The following is a 17,621-nucleotide window of genomic DNA, read 5'->3' as shown; positions in this document are numbered from 1 at the left end:
TTGGGCCCGTTCCTGTGGAACTATGTTGACACGCTAGCGGGCGCAAACGGGCATGTCAAGACATAAACGGACATTGACGGGCATGCGGGGCCCGGTGCATGCATTCAGCAGTGGCTGGAGGTTCCGGCTTAGCTCAGCGGCGCGATGTTCTCGGGGGCGTTGTTCTTAGGGCTGCCCACGGCCTTTCGCACGGCGTGCCAATCGAGATCTGGCGCGGGCGCCGCGATGACATCAAAAAGCGTGCCCTGATCACTGTCGCGATCAAGCCAGGTCTCCACGGCATCGGCCCCCAGCATCACCGGCTGACGGTCGTGAATGTCCCGCATGTCGCCGCGCGCGGCCGTCGTCATGATTGTCGTCGTCACGAGCCACGGCGCTTCGTCCCCAAGCGCCTTGTCCTTCCAGAACTCGTACAGTCCTGCGAAGGCGAGGGGTGCGTCGTCGGATGGGTGAATGTAGAACGGCTGCTTGCCGTCTGTACCCGTCTGCCACTCGTAGTAGCCGCTTGCTGGCACCACGCATCGGCGCTTTGTGAACGCAGACCGGAACGACGGCTTCTCGGCCGCGGTTTCCGAGCGCGCGTTGATCATGCGCGACCCGACCGCAGGGTCCTTGGCCCACGACGGGACCAGGCCCCAGCGGGCCGGCTCGAGCCGCGGCCCGGGCGCGTCGTCCTTGCCCGGCACCACGATTGCGACCAGCTGGGTGGGGGCGACGTTCCAGTTGGGGTCGAGCAAGCGCGGTTCGTCGGCCACCTGCGCAAGGTGGAAGTGGTCGACAAGCTCTTGCTCGGTCAGGAAGTTCGCGTAGCGGCCGCACATACCGTTCATCGTGGCACGGGTTGGGTGGTCGCGGAGGGCCGATGCTGGGGCGGGTTTGCTGCGTTGCTAGCGCCGACCGGTGGCTTACATTGACAATCATCGATGTTTGGCCCATGCTCGAAACATTGACGGGCGTCGATGTCGCCCGCGGAATGGAGTTCACCTCATGCGACCAGTCGTCGTGATCGGCGCCGGCCCCCAGGGCTTGGCGGCAGCTGCCCACCTCATCGAGCGCGGACTTGAGCCCTTGGTGCTCGAGGCTGGGGATGGACCGGCGGCATCCGTCGCCGACTGGGGCCACGTGCGATTGTTCTCCGGGTGGTCAGAACTGGTGGACGGGGCTGCACAGCGACTCCTGGAGCCCACCGGCTGGAAGGCCCCCACCGCAGCCGCCGACGGTACGCAATACCCCACAGGTTCCGAGTGGATCGAGAGCTACCTCGCGCCGCTCGCGCAGGAGTTGGGCGAACGCGTCCGCTACGGCTCGCGAGTCGTTGGCGTGGCACGCAAGGGGCGCGACCTCTCTGTTGATGCCGGGCGCGACAGCGAACCGCTCGTGGTGCAACTGCGCCGTGGCGACGGAGCCGAGGCGCGCGTCGAAGCATCGGCCGTGATCGATGCTTCCGGAACCTGGACCACGCCCAACCCCGCTGGCGCCGAGGGTCTTCCTGCTCTCGGTGAGACGGCCGCTCGTGAGACTGGTGTCGTCGCCACCCGGATCCCCAACGCTGATGAGGCGCAGAGCCTCGCAGGCAAGCACATCGTCGTTGTCGGCAACGGTCACTCCGCGGCGACAGCCATCACCGCGCTAGCCGATGTCGCCAAGCGCGAGCCCGAGACTCACGTGAGCTGGGTGCTTCGCCGCGGCACCGTCGGCAACACCTTCGGTGGCGGCGCCGCCGATGAGCTTCCCGAGCGTGGAGCCCTGGGGCAGCGCGCTGGCCGTGCCGTCCGCCACGGCGACGTCGAGATGGTCACGGCGTTCCGTACCGAGCGCATCGAGCTGGTCGATGGTCGCGCGGCGCTCACCGCCGAGGATGGCCGCACACTCGAGCCCGCTGATCAGGTTTACGTACTGACCGGCTTCCGTCCCGACCTGACCTTCCTCACTGAAGTGCGGCTCGACCTCGACCTGCGTCTCCAGGCGCCCGCCAAGGTCGCGACCGAAGTAGACCCCAACGAGCACTCGTGCGGCTCGGTCCGTGCCACCGGCGCCGCCGACCTCGCGCACCCCGAGTCCAACTTCTACATCGTGGGCGCGAAGTCTTACGGTCGCGCTCCCACCTTTCTCGCGCTGACCGGCTACGAGCAGGTGCGTTCGGTCGTCGCGGAGATTGCAGGAGACCGCGAGGCGGCTGCGCGCGTGGATCTCGTGCTTCCGGACACAGGCGTGTGTGGCGGTGCCGGGGACTTTGATGCTCCCGCTGGATCGCAGTTGAGCGGCGCGTGCTGCGCGCCGGCTCCGGCGCAGCCGCAGTCAGTGGAACTAGGGCTGAGCCCGGCCGCGCGCTAGCCTCCTCGTGGTACCCATGCCTTGAGGTGAGGGTCGCGCTTGAGGTAACCCGAGCATCGGACCGATGCTGGCGAGAGTTATCCACAGATTGCCTGAAGCCCCTCGCGGCTGAGCCGCGTTCTCCCTAGTCTCGGGGCCATGACGGGGGAGGCCATCGCTCACATCGAGCGTCAGGTGCGACAGCGGATACGTGATTCGGGAGTGGATCCGTCTGCGGAGGTTGCAGCAGTGCGCGCCATGGTCGATGAGGCGCTCGCGGACTGGGATGCGCGGTCCTTGTCCGGCGCGGTGGCTCCAATCTCTGACGGGCAGGCGGTCGCTCGGTCCGTTGTCGACGCAGTCGCCGGCTTGGGGCCGCTACAGCCATACCTTGATGATCCGGAGATTGAAGAAATCTGGATTAACGGTCCTTCTGAAGTCTTCGTGAGTCGGGCGGGGCGCTCTGAGCTCACGACGACCTTGCTCACCGAAGAGTTGGTGCGCGATCTCGTTGAGAGGATGCTCAAGCAGTCGGGTCGTCGGCTGGACCTGAGTTCGCCTTTCGTCGACGCCGCGCTTCCCGGTGGGGAACGACTTCATGTCGTCATCCCCGACGTGACCCGGCGCGACTGGGCCGTCAACATTCGCAAGTTCGTCGCGCGAGCACGGCACCTCAACGACCTGGTGGCGCTGGGATCACTGTCTCAAGAAGCCGCGGACACGCTTTCCTCAGCCGTCGCGGGTGGCGCGAACATCTTGGTCTCCGGTGCCACACAGGCCGGAAAAACTACGATGCTTAACGCCCTCGGCGGTGCGATCCCCGCGCGAGAGCGGGTGATTACCTGCGAGGAAGTCTTCGAACTCACCCTCGATTGTCGCGACACTGTCGCCATGCAGTGCCGCCAGGAATCCCTTGAGGGCACCGGCGAGATCGCCTTGCGCCGGCTGGTGAAGGAGGCACTGCGCATGCGCCCCGATCGCATCGTGATCGGGGAGGTGCGCGAGGCAGAGGCACTTGACATGCTCATCGCTTTGAACGCTGGAGTACCCGGGATGTGTACCCTCCACGCGAACTCCGCGCGCGATGCGATCACAAAACTGTGCACCCTGCCGCTACTGGCCGGAGAGAACGTGACTGACCGGTTCGTGGTGCCCACGGTCGCCTCGGCTATCGACCTCGTCGTCCACCTGGATCGGGGTCCGCACGGGGCACGCCGTGTTCGCGAGATAGTCGCGGTTCCCGGCACCGTCGAAGGCGGAGTCATCACCATGTCGACGCTGTTTGCTCACGATGGTGCGCGGCTCGTCCCCCACGGCGCCGGAGCGAGCGCATGACGGAAGTGTGGGGCTTGGTTCTTGGCGTGGGTGCGTTCTTGGTGTGGTGGTCGTTCTGGGCAGCTCCAGCGCGGGGCGCGCGCGGCGGTTCACGCTGGCACGCGCGCACCAGCGACCTCTTGGTGCAAGCAGGGGCCGATGCTGTCACGCCTACCGCGCTCGTCGTCACCTCGGTGGGGTGTGGGTTGCTGGCATGCGTTGTGTCGCTATCGGTGACGGGGTCACTTCCGATTTCTGTGTGCTTTGGGCTGATCGCCGCGCGAGGACCGTCGGCGCTGGTGATTGCCCGCGCACGAAGACGGAACGCTCGGGTGAGGCAGCTGTGGCCAGATGTCGTGGACACGCTCGCGTCCGGAATTCGCGCAGGGATGGCGCTGCCCGAGGCGATCTCTCAAGTGGGTCTGCGTGGGCCGGAGGATCTGAGGGAACCGTTCGTGCTGTTTGCCGCCGACTATCGCGCATCGGGCCGCTTCGACGACTGTCTCGATCTACTCAAGGCGCGCCTGGCAGACCCGGTGGGAGACCGCGTCGTCGAGGCACTGCGTCTCACGCGTGAAGTGGGCGGCACCGACGTGGGGCAAGTGCTGCGCGCCCTGTCCGAGTTCCTTCGGGACGATGCGCGCATCCGTGGCGAGATCGAGGCTCGCCAAAGTTGGACGGTCAACGCGGCCCGGCTGGCCGCTGCCGCACCGTGGGTCCTGCTCGCCTTGCTAGCGGCGCGTGGAGATAACGCGCAGGCATACAACTCGGCAGGCGGCGTGATGGTGCTCGCCGCGGGCGGGGTTGCGACCGTCGTGGCGTATCGGCTCATGATGCGCGCAGGTCGTCTGCGCACCGAAGTGCGGGTGCTGCGATGACCGCGGTGATGTGGGCCGCTGCCACGGCGCTCGGTACTGGCGCGTGGCTGCTTTACCTGTGGCACAGGGCGCGGCGCGCGACCCTTCACGCCCGCATCGCACCGTTTGTCCGGGCGGGACTGGCGGATGAAATTCGGATGCGCGCGGTGACCGTCACGCCGTGGCCGACTCTGGAACGGATTCTCGCGCCTGCGGTCAGGGACGGGTCCAGATTTCTCGCCAGGTGGGGTTCTCCCGCGACGCAGGTTCGTCAGCGCCTACGCCGAGCCGGTGCAAGGACGACAGTCGAGCAGTACCGAGCCCAGCAGGTCGTGGCTGGTTGCGGAGGACTTGCCGTTGGCATTGCTTGCGCCACGGTGCTCGCGTTCACGCGAGGTTCGGGATGGCTCTCGCTGATTGTCCTGGTGGCGGTGTCGACCGCCAGTGGCCCGCTCCTGCGCGACGCGGTGCTGGGCCGAGCGATTGCGGCGCGGGAGCGCAGAATCGTGGAAGAACTTCCGACGATCGCGGAACTCCTGGCGCTCGCGGTCGCCGCTGGGGAGTCCGCGACTGCGGCGCTCGAGCGAGTCTCACGCATCACTCACGGAGCGATGTCAGACGAGCTTCGCATCGCCCTGGCCGACTGCAGAGCGGGCGCGCGGCTCCCGCGCGCACTCGAGACCATGGCGACGGATGCTCATGTGCCCGCGTTGTCGCGATTCGCCGAGGGAATCGCGACAGCAGTTGACCGCGGTACGCCACTCGCCGCTGTGCTGCGCGCCCAAGCGCAAGACGTGTGCGCCCATGGGCGCGAAGCGCTGATCGAGGAGGGCGGCAAGCGCGAGCTAGCGATGCTCGTCCCTGTCGTCTTCCTCATCTTGCCCATCACCATCGTGTTTGCGGTTTATCCCGGCCTGATCGCACTGCGCATTAGTTGATGCCGCACCACAACCACACCCACCACCAAATAGGGGAGCAACTATGAAAGACCATCACCGTCATGACACATTGCACGAGCGATTGAGTTTGGGCCTTCGTCGGTACCGGACCGCACTGAGGGAGGAAGCGGCGTCGGACCGCGGCGACGTGCCCGGATGGGTCCTGATCACGCTCATGAGTGCCGGAATCGTTGCCGTTCTATGGGCGGTCGCCGAGTCCTCGCTGACCAACCTCTTCAACGATGCCATCAACTCCGTCACCGGGGGATAGGCGTCAACGAGTCACGCGGGATGACGGCAGCGCAGTCGTCGAGTTTCTCGGGGTCGCGGTGATCGTTGTCATCGTCGCGCTCGCGCTCGTTCAACTCATTCTCGCGTTGCATGTGCGCAACACCATGACCGCGAGCGCTTATGGAGGCGCTACCCATGCGGCCTTGGCGGATCGCACCACTGCGGAAGGGGCCGTCCGTGCCGAAGCATTGATGAGCCAAGCTCTTGGGGCTGTTGCGACGAGCGCAAGTGCACAGGCCATCACCGTGGGAGGCGAGCCGGCGAATGAAGTCACCTTGACGGCGCGGATGCCACTCATCGGCATCTGGGGGCCCTCGAACCTCACTGTCACGGCGAGAGCGTTGGAGGAGGGAAGTGAGTGACACGCGCATGCGCCGGCGCGGTGCGCTCAACGATGACGGCGGCGCCATCGTGGAGTTCCTCGGCATCACTGTGCTGCTCTTGATCCCGCTCGTCTACGTCGTCATTGCGCTGGCACAAGTGCAGGCGGCGACCTTTGCCTCGGAAGGCGCGGCCCGTAGCGCCGCACGTGTAGTCGTGACAACGGGAGTCGAGGCACTGCGTGATGGAGAGACGACGACGGGAGCCTTTACTCAAGGCGTCGGGGACGCTCACGCGGTGGTCGATCTCGCGCGCGCCGACTTCGGGCCGCATGCTGTGAGCCTCGAGGTCGAATGTGTTGGTGCCTGCTTGAGTCCAGGCTCGGTCGTCACTTCGCAGGTCACGATGACTGTTCGTCTGCCTGGGGCTCCCGACTTTTTGGCCGGCGTGATTCCTCTGGACGTAGCGGTGAGCGCGCGAGGGTCCTCGCCAGTGCCCGGCGACGCACCGTGACCAGGCCCATCATGACCGCGCCCGTCGTGGCTGGGTCCACCGTGACCGGGACTACCGAGACGGGGAGTGCCGAGCCTGGGCCTAGGGAAACCGGACCGACCAGGCGAACGCGCGAACCGCACGGTGACGACGGCAGTATCGCGATCCTCACCTTGGGTTGGATCGTCGTCGTCGCCATCGCGGTGCTTGTGGTTGCCGTCGCCTCCGACCTGCACGTGCAACGCATGCGACTCAGCGCGCTCGCGGACGAGATCGCGCTGACCGCTGTCGGGTCCGGCGGCGCGTCGTATTTTGGGGGCGAGAGCACCCGCGTCCTCACGGACCGGGCTGTGTCCGATGCGGCACATCAACGTCTCGGCTCAGTGGGCGCGGCGCCGTGGCAGGGATCGGTCGAAGTTCTCGACGCCTCGTCGAACGACGGCGTGAGCGCGACCGTGACGCTCGGGCGCGACGTGCCGCTCCTGATGCATCTCGACGTACTCACGCCGTGGAGCGATGGAGTCGCTCTCACCGCGACAGGAACTGCTCGCTCCAGTTAGGCATCGGGCCGGGGGACGTCTCCGGCGCGCTCCCCGGCCACGAGCGAGTTGGCGCTGACCAACACGCGCTCGTCGAGGAACGCCTGCGGGTCGACGTCCGCTGCCGTCGCGATGTGGAGCGTGACCGACTCTCCTGGAACTACGGTGACGAGTGCGTCGGACACGACTGCGTCGGGTGCGACCTTGTCGGCGAGCACTGCAAGATCGCGCACCACACCGGTCGCGCGCACCGTTACGTCGTAGCCACCGGCCACGCGCGCGGCCGTCGCGGTGAACGGGCGGTCCTCATAGGCAATGTCCTTGTCCTCCGCCGCGGTCCATACGGCACGAACATGATCAGAGTCCCCCGGATATCCCGCATCCGCTACCACGATCTCTGCGGCGGCTTCGTCCGGGGTAGCCACATGCCCGGGTACCGCGACGGCCCGCACAGACCGCGCCGCCACCGCCACCTGCACAGTGGCGACCGCAAGCTCCGTGCCGTCCAAGGCCATCCGCGTCAGCGTCACAATCTCGTCCCAGTCCTGGTCCGTATCGTTCACCGCGACCACGTGGAGCGCACCCTCCTGGTCGAGCGAGCCGTCGGCCCCACGCGGCTGGAACGTCAACAGCCGCGACGCATACGCGGCGCGCAGCGCGAACCACAGCGGCTTGGGACGCTCATCGCCGTCGACCGCCGCCCACGAGGTCACCGGCCAGCAGTCGTTGAGCTGCCACACAATCGACCCGGCGCAGGTGGGCCACCACGAGCGGTAGTGCTCGATCGCGTAGCGAATCGCGCGGGCCTGATTGAGCGATGCCGCCCAGTGCGACTCCTCAAAGTCGCGCCCGGCGGGCAGGTGCGGGGCCAGTCCCCGATTGAGTTTCCCGTTTCCGTCATCTGCCTTCTGGTGGGCGAGCCAGGCCGCGGAGTTTTGCGAGCGCGCATCCTCCGGTATCGCACGGGTCAGCGTTGCCCACGTGGGCGGTCCCTGGAAGCCGTACTCCGACGAGAAACGCGGCACGTATGAGCCATAGTGCGTGTAGTCGAGCTGGTTCCACACCTGCCACTCGTGCACAGGTCCCCACGCGGGGTCGTTGGGGTGAACTGTGTCCCACGGCTGATGGGGACTGAACGGCGAGGATGGCGTGTACACGCGGCCCGGATCAAGGTCCGCGACCAGGGCGGGGAGGAGCTCCTCGTAGTAGCCGATGCCCCACGTGCCATCGCCCTCGATGTTTCCCTGCCAGTCCCAGTCGTGCCAGCCCCAGATGTTCTCATTCGAGCCGTTCCACAGCACCAAAGAGGCGTGGGGCATGAGCCGCACGATCGCCTCGCGCGCCTCCGCCTCGACTTCGCCTCGCACCGGCGGCCCCTCGGCGTATGCCGCGCAGGCGAACAGGAAGTCTTGCCAGACCATGACGCCGGCCTCGTCGCACAGTTCGTAGAAATCCTCGGATTCGTAGATACCGCCGCCCCAGACGCGCAGCAGGTTCATGTGGGCATCGGTGGCCTGGGTGATGCGGCGACGCAGCCGGTCGCGCGTGATGCGGGTCAGGAGGTGATCGTCGGGGATCCAGTTGGCGCCCTTCACGAACACGGGTTCGCCGTTCACGATGAAGGTGAAGCCAGCGCCGGTGTCGTCGGCGGCCATGTCGACCTCGACCGTGCGGAACCCGATCTGCCGCGCATACGTGTCGAGCGGGCCGTCGCCCGCGGAGACCGACACCTCAAGGTCATACAGCCGCGCCTCGCCGTATCCGCGGGGCCACCAGCGCTCCACCTGAGGCACGTCGAGGACAACCGTCGCCGTTGACTCGCCAGCGACAATCTGCGCCTCAGCGGACACTCCGGCGACCTGGGCGACCACGGTGAGGTCAACATCGGCCGCGCGCTCGACGGTCACGTGCGCCTCGACTCGGCCCGTCTCGCCCTCCACGGTCACGACAGGCCGCACAGAGTCGATGCGGGCGGTCCTCCACCGCTCGATCCGCACGTCCTTCCAGATGCCCGCGGTCTGCAGGTCTGGACCCCAGTCCCATCCAAACGAGCACGCCATCTTGCGGATCGCGGGGTACGGGTGCGGGTACGGAGTGGGGCGGTGGCCCAGGCGGTCGGTGAGATTGCGGGCGTATTCGAGCGCTGAGGCGAAGTCGACGGTCAGCGCGTGCGGTTCGTGGCCGAGCAGTTCGCGCACGTCAAACCGATACGAGCGGTGCATGTTCTTGGTGCGAGCAATCTCGACGCCGTCAATACTGACGGTCGCGATGGTGTCCAGGCCATCGAAGACGAGGTCCACGCGTTCACCGGGGGCCGCCGGCTCGGCGTCGACTTCACACGCGTAACGCCACTGGCACAGGTGCATCCACGCCAACTCTTGCTCGTTGGTCGCGAGATAGGGATCCGGGACGAGTCCCGCGGCCAGGAGATCCACGTGGGTGCTTCCGGGCACCGTCGCGGGCACCGTGACGCCTGCAACCTCACCGGGAGCATTGCCCCCGGTATGGGTCAGGGTCCAGCCGTGGGCAAGGGGAATGGATGTGAGCGACTTTGCCGACATGAGGCCACCGTAGCCGGGCGAAACGTTGCGTGCCGCAACCCGTGGAAAACCGGCCGATGCTGGGGTCCCCAAGCGAGCATCGACCCGCCTTTCGAAAGTGGGGCCGAAGGTCCCAAGCGAGCGTGGAACGCCAGGGCTACGGTGGTTAAAGAGCGCACGGGAGGACCAGCGGAACCACCGCTCATCCCCGTGCTCGAGAGGGAGAGAATCCACCATGACGAGCACCGACCCCCGCACAGCAGCCGACACCCTGGCACACGCTGACGAGTGGCGCGGCTTCGACCGTGGCCCTTGGGCAGACGGTATCGACGTCCGCGACTTCATCCAGGCCAACTACACCCCATATGAGGGCGACAGCAGTTTCCTGGCCGGTCCCACAGACCGCACCACCCGGGCCTGGGACTCCATCGCCGCTCGCTTCCCGCAAGAGCGCGAAAAGGGCGTCTACGACGTCGACGCCACCACCCCCTCGACCATCACCTCCCACGCACCGGGCCACGTGCTTGAGGGAGAGGACGTGATTGAGGGCATCCAGACTGACGAGCCACTCAAGCGCGCCATCATGCCCTACGGCGGCTGGCGCATGGTCGCTAAGTCTCTCGAGACCTACGGCTACGACGTGGACCCCGAGCTCGAGAAGATCTTCTCGACGTACCGCAAGACCCACAACGACGGCGTTTTCGACGTCTACCCCCCGAACGTTCGCGCAGCCCGCAGCTCGCACATCGTGACGGGCCTGCCCGACGCCTACGGCCGCGGCCGCATCATCGGCGACTACCGCCGCGTGGCCCTCTACGGCGTCGATGCACTGATCGCTGGCAAGAAGCGGGAGCGCGCCATGCTCGACATGGAGCGTTCCGTCGAGGACGTCATCCGCGACCGCGAGGAAAACAGCGAACAGATCAAGGCGCTGAACGAACTCAAGCAGATGGCCGCCAGTTACGGCTACGACATCTCCGGTCCCGCCAAGGATTTCCGTGAGGCCGTCCAGTGGCTGTACTTCGCCTACCTCGCTGCGGTGAAGGAGCAAAACGGCGCCGCAATGTCGCTCGGTCGCACCTCGACCTTCCTCGACATCTTCGCCCAGCGCGACCTCGCCGAGGGCACCCTCACCGAGGACGGCGCCCAGGAAATCATCGACGACTTCGTCATCAAGCTACGCATCGTCCGCTTCCTGCGCACCCCTGAGTACGACAACCTCTTCTCCGGCGACCCCACCTGGGTCACCGAGTCCATCGGCGGCATGGGAGCCGACGGTCGCCCGCTGGTCACCAAGACCTCCTTCCGCTTCCTGCAGACCCTGTACAACTTGGGTCCTGCCCCGGAGCCGAACCTCACCGTGTTCTGGTCTGACCAGCTCCCACGCGGCTTCAAGGAATTCTGCGCTCAGGTCTCGATCGACACCTCGTCGATCCAGTACGAGTCCGACGAGCTGATCCGCTCTCAGTGCGGTGACGACGGAGCAATCGCGTGCTGCGTGTCCGCGATGGAGGTCGGCAAGCAGATGCAGTTCTTCGGAGCTCGCGTCAACCTCGCCAAGGCACTCCTGTACGCCATCAACGGTGGCCGCGATGAGGTCTCCGGCAAGCAGGTGTCGCCCGTGAGCGCACCGCTGACCGCAGAGGTGCTCGACTTCGACGAGACCCTCGAGGCCTTCGACGGACTGCTGGACTGGCTCGCAGAGACTTACGTCGACGCACTGAACTGCATCCACTTCATGCACGACAAGTACGCCTACGAGCGCATCGAGATGGCCCTGCACGACAAGGAAATCCTGCGCACCATGGCTTGCGGCATCGCCGGCCTGTCGGTCGCAGCTGACTCGCTGTCGGCCATCAAGTACGCCGAGGTTCGCCCCGTGCGTGACGAGACCGGCCTGGTCATCGACTACGACGTGACCGGCGAGTACCCGACCTACGGCAACGACGACGACCGCGCAGATGACATCGCGATCGACCTCGTGCACCGCTTCATGGACAAGGTGCGCCGCCAGCCCACTTACCGCAACGCGAAGCACACTCAGTCGGTCCTGACGATCACCTCGAACGTGGTCTACGGCAAGGCCACGGGCAACACTCCCGACGGTCGCCGCACCGGTGAGCCCTTCGCACCTGGCGCCAACCCCATGAACGGTCGTGACACCCACGGCATCGTGGCCTCCGCGCTGTCGGTAGCGAAGTTGCCTTACGCCGATGCTGAGGACGGCATCTCGCTGACCACCTCGGTAGTACCGACGGGCCTGGGCCGCGACAAGGCAGAGCAGATCACGAACCTGGTGGGAGTGCTGGACGCGTACACCGTGTCCAAGGGCTTCCACATGAACGTCAACGTGCTCAACCGCGAGACCCTCGAGGACGCCATGGAGCACCCCGAGGAGTACCCGCAGCTGACCGTGCGCGTGTCCGGCTACGCCGTGAACTTTGTGCGACTGACCCGCGAGCAGCAGCTCGACGTCCTGTCGCGCACGTTCCACGCGAGCCTCTAAGAACTCCTCCCAGCGCTCCGGCGCCCTCCTCGTGAGGGCGCCGGGCGCACCTCTCTTTCCCCGTTAGGAGTGCAGGTCATGTCCGTCCCCGCTGACCTTGACAAGACTTCGGCCGATGCTGTGGTCACCACAGCATCGGGCTCCCCAGATGCACCGGCGACCCTGGCATCGGACCTCTCCGGTCGTAATCCGATTCCGCTTGAGGCGGCGGATTCTGACCTGCACCGCCCGCAAGCCGCGGGCGGCGACACCGGGTCCGTGCACTCGTGGGAGCTCGTGACCGCTGTTGATGGTCCTGGCACGCGACTCACGTTCTTCCTGGCAGGCTGCCCGCTTCGGTGCCTGTATTGCCACAATCCCGACACCTGGCAGATGCGCCGCGGCACCCGCGTGCACGTCGACGACCTCATGAAGCGCGTGAACCGCTACGCGCCCGTCATGAAGGCCTCCGGTGGCGGCATCACGCTGTCCGGCGGCGAGGCGATGTTGCAGGCTGCCTTCGTCGAGCGCGTCTTTGCCGAGTGCAAGGCGATCGGCGTCCACACCACCCTGGACACGTCCGGGTTCCTTGGAGCCCGTGCCACCGACGACATGCTCGACAACACCGACCTGGTGCTGCTGGACGTGAAGTCCGGCGACCCCGAGATCTACAAGAAGGTCACCGGGCGCCTCTTGGAGCCCACCCTCGTCTTTGGCCGCAAGCTCTCGGAGCGCGGCATCCCAATCTGGTTGCGCTTTGTCGTGGTTCCCGGTCTCACCGACGGCTACGACAACGTGGAGAAGGTCGCCGAGTATGCGGCCTCGCTCAGTTCGGTCGAGCGTGTCGAGGTGCTGCCCTTCCACCAGATGGGCCGCGAGAAGTGGCACGAGTTGGGGGAGAACTACCCACTCGAGGACACGGAGCCGCCGTCTAAGGAACTGGTTGAGCGCGTGCGCGGGCAGTTCGAGGCGCGGGGTCTCACGACCTACTAGTCACTGATGTCCCTTGGGTGTCGGGACCTTTGTCACGCGGGACTATGGCCTCAAGATATGGGCTTCCTGCAGGCATAGATTCGAGGTATCAGGATCCCACATGGGGTCCGTGACCCAAGGGAGAATCATCATGACCGCCACTGTTGACAGCCCCACTGCTGCTCAGCCGTCCGTCGCAGAGGAAATCGATCGGTTGGTCGCCAACGGCCAGCGCGCACTCGACGCCTACACAGCGTTCACCCAAGACGACGTGGACCTTCTGGTCAAGAAGGCATCCGTCGCAGCCCTCAACCAGCACGGAGACCTCGCCCTGCAGGCCGTCGCAGAGACCGGCCGCGGAGTATTCGAGGACAAGGCGGTCAAGAACATCTTCGCCTGTGAGCACGTGACTCACTCGATGGGCAACATGAAGACCGTGGGCGTCATTCACGAGGACCCCCTGCTGGGCATCACCGAGATCGCCGAGCCCGTGGGCGTCATCTGTGGAGTCACCCCGGTCACCAACCCAACCTCGACCGCGATCTTTAAGTCGCTGATCGCGCTCAAGACCCGCAACCCGATCGTGTTCGCGTTCCACCCCAGCGCTCAGGAATCCTCCGTAGCCGCAGCTCGCGTGGTGCGTGACGCCGCCATCGAGGCCGGCGCTCCCGAAAACTGCATCCAGTGGGTCGAGCACCCCTCCATCGAGGCCACCAACGCCCTGATGAACCACGACGGCATTGCGCTGATCCTGGCCACCGGCGGAAACGCGATGGTCAAGGCCGCATACTCCTGCGGCAAGCCCGCCCTCGGTGTGGGCGCCGGCAACGTTCCCGCCTACATTCACGAGTCCGCCAACCTCAAGCGCTCCGTGAACGACATCATCATCTCGAAGGCCTTCGACAACGGCATGGTGTGCGCCTCTGAGCAGGCAGTCATCATCGACACCTCCATCTACGACACCGCGATGGACGAGTTCCAGAAGCTGCACGCCTACGTGGTGAACGCTGATGAGAAGGCCAAGCTCGAAGAGTTCATCTTCGGCGTGCAGGCCAACGGCGAAAACTGCGCTGGCGCAAAGCTCAACCCGAACGTGGTGGGTAAGTCGCCCGAGTGGATCGCCCAGCAGGCCGGTTTCTCGGTTCCTGCGGACACCTCGATCATCATGGCCGAGGTCAGCACCGTCGGTGAGTCCGAGCCCCTGACTCGCGAGAAGTTGTGCCCCGTCCTCGCCGTCCTCAAGTCCGAGTCCACCGAGCAGGGCCTCGACTACGCCGAGCGCATGGTCGAGTTCCACGGCCTGGGCCACTCGGCCGCCATCCACGCCACCGACCAGGACCTCATCCAGGAGTTCGGCTCCCGCGTGAAGGCCGTGCGTATCATCTGCAACTCGCCCTCATCGCAGGGTGGCATCGGTGACATCTACAACGCGTTCCTGCCCTCGCTGACGCTGGGCTGCGGCTCCTACGGCCACAACTCGGTGAGCAACAACGTCACCGCAGTGAACCTCGTGAACGTCAAGCGCATCGGCCGGAGGAACAACAACATGCAGTGGTTCAAGGTTCCGGCAAAGACCTACTTCGAGCCCAACTCGATCCGTTACCTCAAGTCCATGCCTGACGTTGAGCGCGTGACCATCGTGACCGACTCGACCATGACCCGCATCGGCATTGTGGACAAGCTTCTCGATGTCCTAAACCGCCGCAACAACAAGGTCTCCGTCCAGATCATCGACAACGTGGAGCCGGAGCCCTCCGTGGCCACCGTCACCAAGGGTGCCGAGGTGCTGCGGGCGTTCAAGCCCGACACGATCATCGCCGTCGGCGGTGGCTCACCCATGGACGCCGCGAAGGTCATGTGGCTCATGTATGAGCACCCAGAGGTGGTCTTCAACGACCTCAAGGAGAAGTTCTTCGACATCCGCAAGCGTGCGTTCACGTTCCCCCAGTTGGGCGAACTGGCGCAGTTGGTGTGCATCCCGACTACATCGGGCACCGGCGCGGAGGTCACCCCCTTCGCTGTCATCACCGACACCGAGACCGGTCGCAAGTACCCCCTCGCCGATTACGCGCTGACCCCGTCGGTCGCGATCGTCGACCCCGTGCTCACCGCGCAGCTTCCCGCTCGCGTTGCCGCGGACTCCGGCTTCGACGCTCTGACCCACGCCACCGAGGCGTTCGTCTCCGTCTACGCCAACGACTTCACTGATGGCATGGCGCTGCAGGCGATCCGCATGGTCTTCGACAACATCGAGACTTCGGTTGCTGGTGGACCAGAGGCGGAAAAGGCTCGCGAGAAGATGCACAACGCTGCGACGATTGCCGGAATGGCGTTCGGTAACGCGTTCTTGGGACTCGTCCACGCGATGAGCCACGTGACCGGTTCGATGTTCCACGTCGCCCACGGCCGTACCAACGCGATCTACCTGCCGCACGTCATCCGCTACAACGGCAAGATCCCGACCAAGCCCACCTCATGGCCAAAGCAGGAGTCCTACGTGGCGCCCGAGCGGTTCCAGGAGATCGCGAAGGTCCTTGGCCTCGCACACTCCACTCCGGACGAGGCCGTCGAGGCCTACGCCACGGCAATCGAGGCGCTGCGCGCCAAGGTTGGCATCGAGGCCTCGTTCCAGGCGGTCGGCGTCGACGAGAAGGAGTTCATCTCCTCGCTCGACACCCTCGCGCTGAACGCCTACGAGGACCAGTGCGCACCTGCCAACCCACGTCTGCCCATGCTGGCGGACATGAAGGTCATGATGCAGGCCGCGTATTACGGCATCCGTTACGAGGACGTCGAGGCCCGCGAGGTCCAGGCGGCCGATGCTGAGGCCAAGGCCGACGAGAAGGCCACCAAGGCGGCGGCTAAGCCCGCAGCCAAGAAGGCCCGCGCTAAGAAGTAAGTACGACGCGCACTAGCGCGATCAAGACGAAGCCCCTGGGTGTGAACGCCTGGGGGCTTCGTCATGCCCCGGCGGCTCGCCGCGCCGTCTTGCCCAACCGCACCCGTCTCGCCCCCGCCTGGCCGCACTGTTTTCGCCTGGCCGTACATACTCGGCGGGGATACGGGCCGATGCGCGTCCTGGCCGTTGTTTTTCGGTGCCCGTGGGCAACGGAGGAATGGTCGAGCGCGGTGAGAGACCGTGGCTAGCGCTACTTTTCGCGCGCTTCTTCGGGCGTGATTTCCGGCTCGGGTGGGGGTTGGTGGCCTGCGTTCGGCGGCACGACCGCGTGCTCAACGATCATCGCGGGCGCCGAGGTCACCACGAGCCACGTGGGCAAGATGATGACCATCAGGACCGGCAGGATGGTGATGTCGCCGACGAGAGCCACACCCATGAACCCCGCAAGCCAGCCGTCGCGCCCAATCGCGAGGATCGAGCCCATAGAGCCAGCCGCAATCGCGAGCGCAAGTGACGACTCCGGGAACAGCGAGTGGCCTGCAAGTCCGAACGCCGCCCCGATAAATACGGCCGGGAAGATTCGACCGCCGCGGAAGCCCGCCGCCGCAGAGACGGTGAGCGCTGCCACCTTGATCAGCGCCATGCCCAGCAGTGCCCAGAACGAGAACTCGCCTGCGCGGGAGACCAATTCGCCGGTTTGCTCGGCACCCTTGAACAGCGTGATGGGTCCACCGATCGCTCCCAGGACGCCGAGCATGATGCCGCCCAATGTCGTGAACACGATGGGATTGGGGAAACGGCGAAGCAGGTGCCACAGTTTGGGCATCAGCCAGGCTCCGGCGAGAGAGCCGAGTGCCGCAACGACTGCGATCGGAATGCCGATCACGAGGTCCATCCAGTGCGGACCCGCGTAGTCGCTGATGTCACTTGGCGAGAACGCCACGCCCAGCCAGTGGGCGGTCAACGCGCCAGCGGACGCCGCTGCAACGGGTGCGAAGAGGCGGTCCCACAGCAATCCGCCGGTCTTGACGCCTGCGACGAGCTCCGTCAGCAGCAGTGCGGCGGCCACCGGGGAGCCAAACATTGCACCGATCATTCCGGCGCTCGCGATCAGGATCACAGGGCCGTGACCCACGTTCGGCATGATCTTCAGCAGACCCCACATCGACAGCCCTACGGCAATCGAAATGATCGGGCTTTCAGGACCAAGGCTCACACCAGCGCCCAAGCTGACGATCAGTGCCAGCGCAACGCCCGGGAGCACCTTGAGGGGGAGTGGGGGAGCCACGAGCTCTGTCGTGGCGGAGTCGTAGCCACCGTGCCCTGGGATGTAGCGAATGATGACGCCGACGGAGAGCCCCGCAAGTCCCAGGACCACGATCGGCCACCAGCGGGCCTCGGGATCAATGCCGATCCAATCGGGCACCAGTTCCCACATGAACACGGTGACGCCGTGCGCGGCCTCGTCGATAGCCCACAGCAAGACACCGCACATTGCGCCGATGATCACGGCCGGCACCGTGACTCGCAGCAACTTTCGAGCGCGTGAGGTCTTGTCCGGGGAATGTGCAGCCGCATCCACAGTCATGTCTGCGAGCATACGGCGTGCCGACTACCAGCGGGAAGGCTTGTGTCCATCCGACAGGTCCGTGCCTGTCGC

At 65.8% G+C, this 17,621-nt stretch carries 14 protein-coding genes; 11 read left to right on the top strand and 3 right to left on the bottom strand.

The window, feature by feature from the left end; genetic code table 11:
• Positions 1 to 128: 128 nt before the first annotated feature.
• Positions 129 to 821, bottom strand: a complete 693-nt coding sequence (locus AOP74_RS02215) for an SOS response-associated peptidase (protein ID WP_061960706.1) — start codon at positions 819 to 821, stop codon at positions 129 to 131.
• A 166-nt stretch (positions 822 to 987) separates the two neighbouring features.
• Between AOP74_RS02215 and AOP74_RS02210 the strand changes: the two genes are divergently transcribed.
• From AOP74_RS02210 to AOP74_RS02175, 8 genes are all read left to right on the top strand, one after another.
• Positions 988 to 2,334, top strand: coding sequence for an FAD-dependent oxidoreductase (locus AOP74_RS02210; RefSeq protein ID WP_061960705.1), 1,347 nt, complete (start codon positions 988 to 990; stop codon positions 2,332 to 2,334).
• A 138-nt stretch (positions 2,335 to 2,472) separates the two neighbouring features.
• Complete coding sequence (locus AOP74_RS02205; RefSeq protein WP_061960704.1) at positions 2,473 to 3,648, top strand: TadA family conjugal transfer-associated ATPase; 1,176 nt, start codon at positions 2,473 to 2,475, stop codon at positions 3,646 to 3,648.
• Positions 3,645 to 4,505, top strand: coding sequence for a type II secretion system F family protein (locus AOP74_RS02200; protein WP_061960703.1), 861 nt, complete (start codon positions 3,645 to 3,647; stop codon positions 4,503 to 4,505). The genes AOP74_RS02205 and AOP74_RS02200 overlap by 4 nt, the downstream gene beginning before the upstream one ends.
• Positions 4,502 to 5,422 carry a type II secretion system F family protein gene (locus AOP74_RS02195; protein ID WP_061960702.1) on the top strand — a complete coding sequence of 307 codons (921 nt, stop codon included), beginning with the start codon at positions 4,502 to 4,504 and terminating at the stop codon, positions 5,420 to 5,422. The genes AOP74_RS02200 and AOP74_RS02195 overlap by 4 nt, the downstream gene beginning before the upstream one ends.
• Positions 5,423 to 5,465: 43 nt before the next feature.
• Positions 5,466 to 5,693 (top strand): hypothetical protein, encoded by a 228-nt coding sequence (locus AOP74_RS02190; protein ID WP_061960701.1) that lies wholly within the window; start codon positions 5,466 to 5,468, stop codon positions 5,691 to 5,693.
• Positions 5,665 to 6,075, top strand: coding sequence for a TadE/TadG family type IV pilus assembly protein (locus tag AOP74_RS02185; protein ID WP_152649129.1), 411 nt, complete (start codon positions 5,665 to 5,667; stop codon positions 6,073 to 6,075). The genes AOP74_RS02190 and AOP74_RS02185 overlap by 29 nt, the downstream gene beginning before the upstream one ends.
• Entirely contained in the window at positions 6,068 to 6,547 is a 480-nt protein-coding gene (locus AOP74_RS02180; RefSeq protein ID WP_061960699.1) for a hypothetical protein, read from the top strand. The genes AOP74_RS02185 and AOP74_RS02180 overlap by 8 nt, the downstream gene beginning before the upstream one ends.
• On the top strand, positions 6,544 to 7,086 hold the full coding sequence (locus tag AOP74_RS02175) for a hypothetical protein (protein ID WP_236683699.1): 543 nt from the start codon (positions 6,544 to 6,546) through the stop codon (positions 7,084 to 7,086). Before AOP74_RS02180 ends, AOP74_RS02175 begins: the two co-directional genes overlap by 4 nt.
• On the opposite strand, the gene AOP74_RS02170 is transcribed toward AOP74_RS02175, so the two are convergent.
• The gene (locus AOP74_RS02170; RefSeq protein ID WP_236683698.1) at positions 7,083 to 9,842 is read right to left on the bottom strand and encodes a glycoside hydrolase family 2 protein; all 2,760 of its coding nucleotides are present in this window, start codon (positions 9,840 to 9,842) and stop codon (positions 7,083 to 7,085) included. The two genes, AOP74_RS02175 and AOP74_RS02170, sit on opposite strands and share 4 nt — an antisense overlap.
• Here AOP74_RS02170 and pflB point away from each other — a divergent pair.
• The 3 genes from pflB (at position 9,841) to adhE (ending at position 15,961) form a co-directional block, all read left to right on the top strand.
• Positions 9,841 to 12,111, top strand: coding sequence for a formate C-acetyltransferase (pflB, locus tag AOP74_RS02165; protein ID WP_061960696.1), 2,271 nt, complete (start codon positions 9,841 to 9,843; stop codon positions 12,109 to 12,111). The genes AOP74_RS02170 and pflB overlap by 2 nt on opposite strands.
• A gap of 78 nt (positions 12,112 to 12,189) precedes the next feature.
• The gene (gene pflA, locus AOP74_RS02160; RefSeq protein ID WP_061960695.1) at positions 12,190 to 13,083 is read left to right on the top strand and encodes a pyruvate formate-lyase-activating protein; all 894 of its coding nucleotides are present in this window, start codon (positions 12,190 to 12,192) and stop codon (positions 13,081 to 13,083) included.
• A 130-nt stretch (positions 13,084 to 13,213) separates the two neighbouring features.
• Positions 13,214 to 15,961, top strand: a complete 2,748-nt coding sequence (gene adhE, locus AOP74_RS02155) for a bifunctional acetaldehyde-CoA/alcohol dehydrogenase (protein ID WP_061960694.1) — start codon at positions 13,214 to 13,216, stop codon at positions 15,959 to 15,961.
• Positions 15,962 to 16,211: 250 nt separating this feature from the next.
• Here the strand turns inward: adhE and AOP74_RS02150 are convergent, their stop codons facing one another.
• Positions 16,212 to 17,549 carry an ion channel protein gene (locus AOP74_RS02150; RefSeq protein ID WP_082096158.1) on the bottom strand — a complete coding sequence of 446 codons (1,338 nt, stop codon included), beginning with the start codon at positions 17,547 to 17,549 and terminating at the stop codon, positions 16,212 to 16,214.
• Between the last annotated feature and the right edge of the window lie 72 nt (positions 17,550 to 17,621).

It is taken from the genome of Demequina flava (assembly GCF_000975035.1).
GTDB classification, from domain to species: Bacteria; Actinomycetota; Actinomycetes; order Actinomycetales; family Demequinaceae; genus Demequina; species Demequina flava.
Note: the sequence above shows the minus strand (reverse complement) of the source record. Positions and strands in the feature narration are given on the sequence as shown.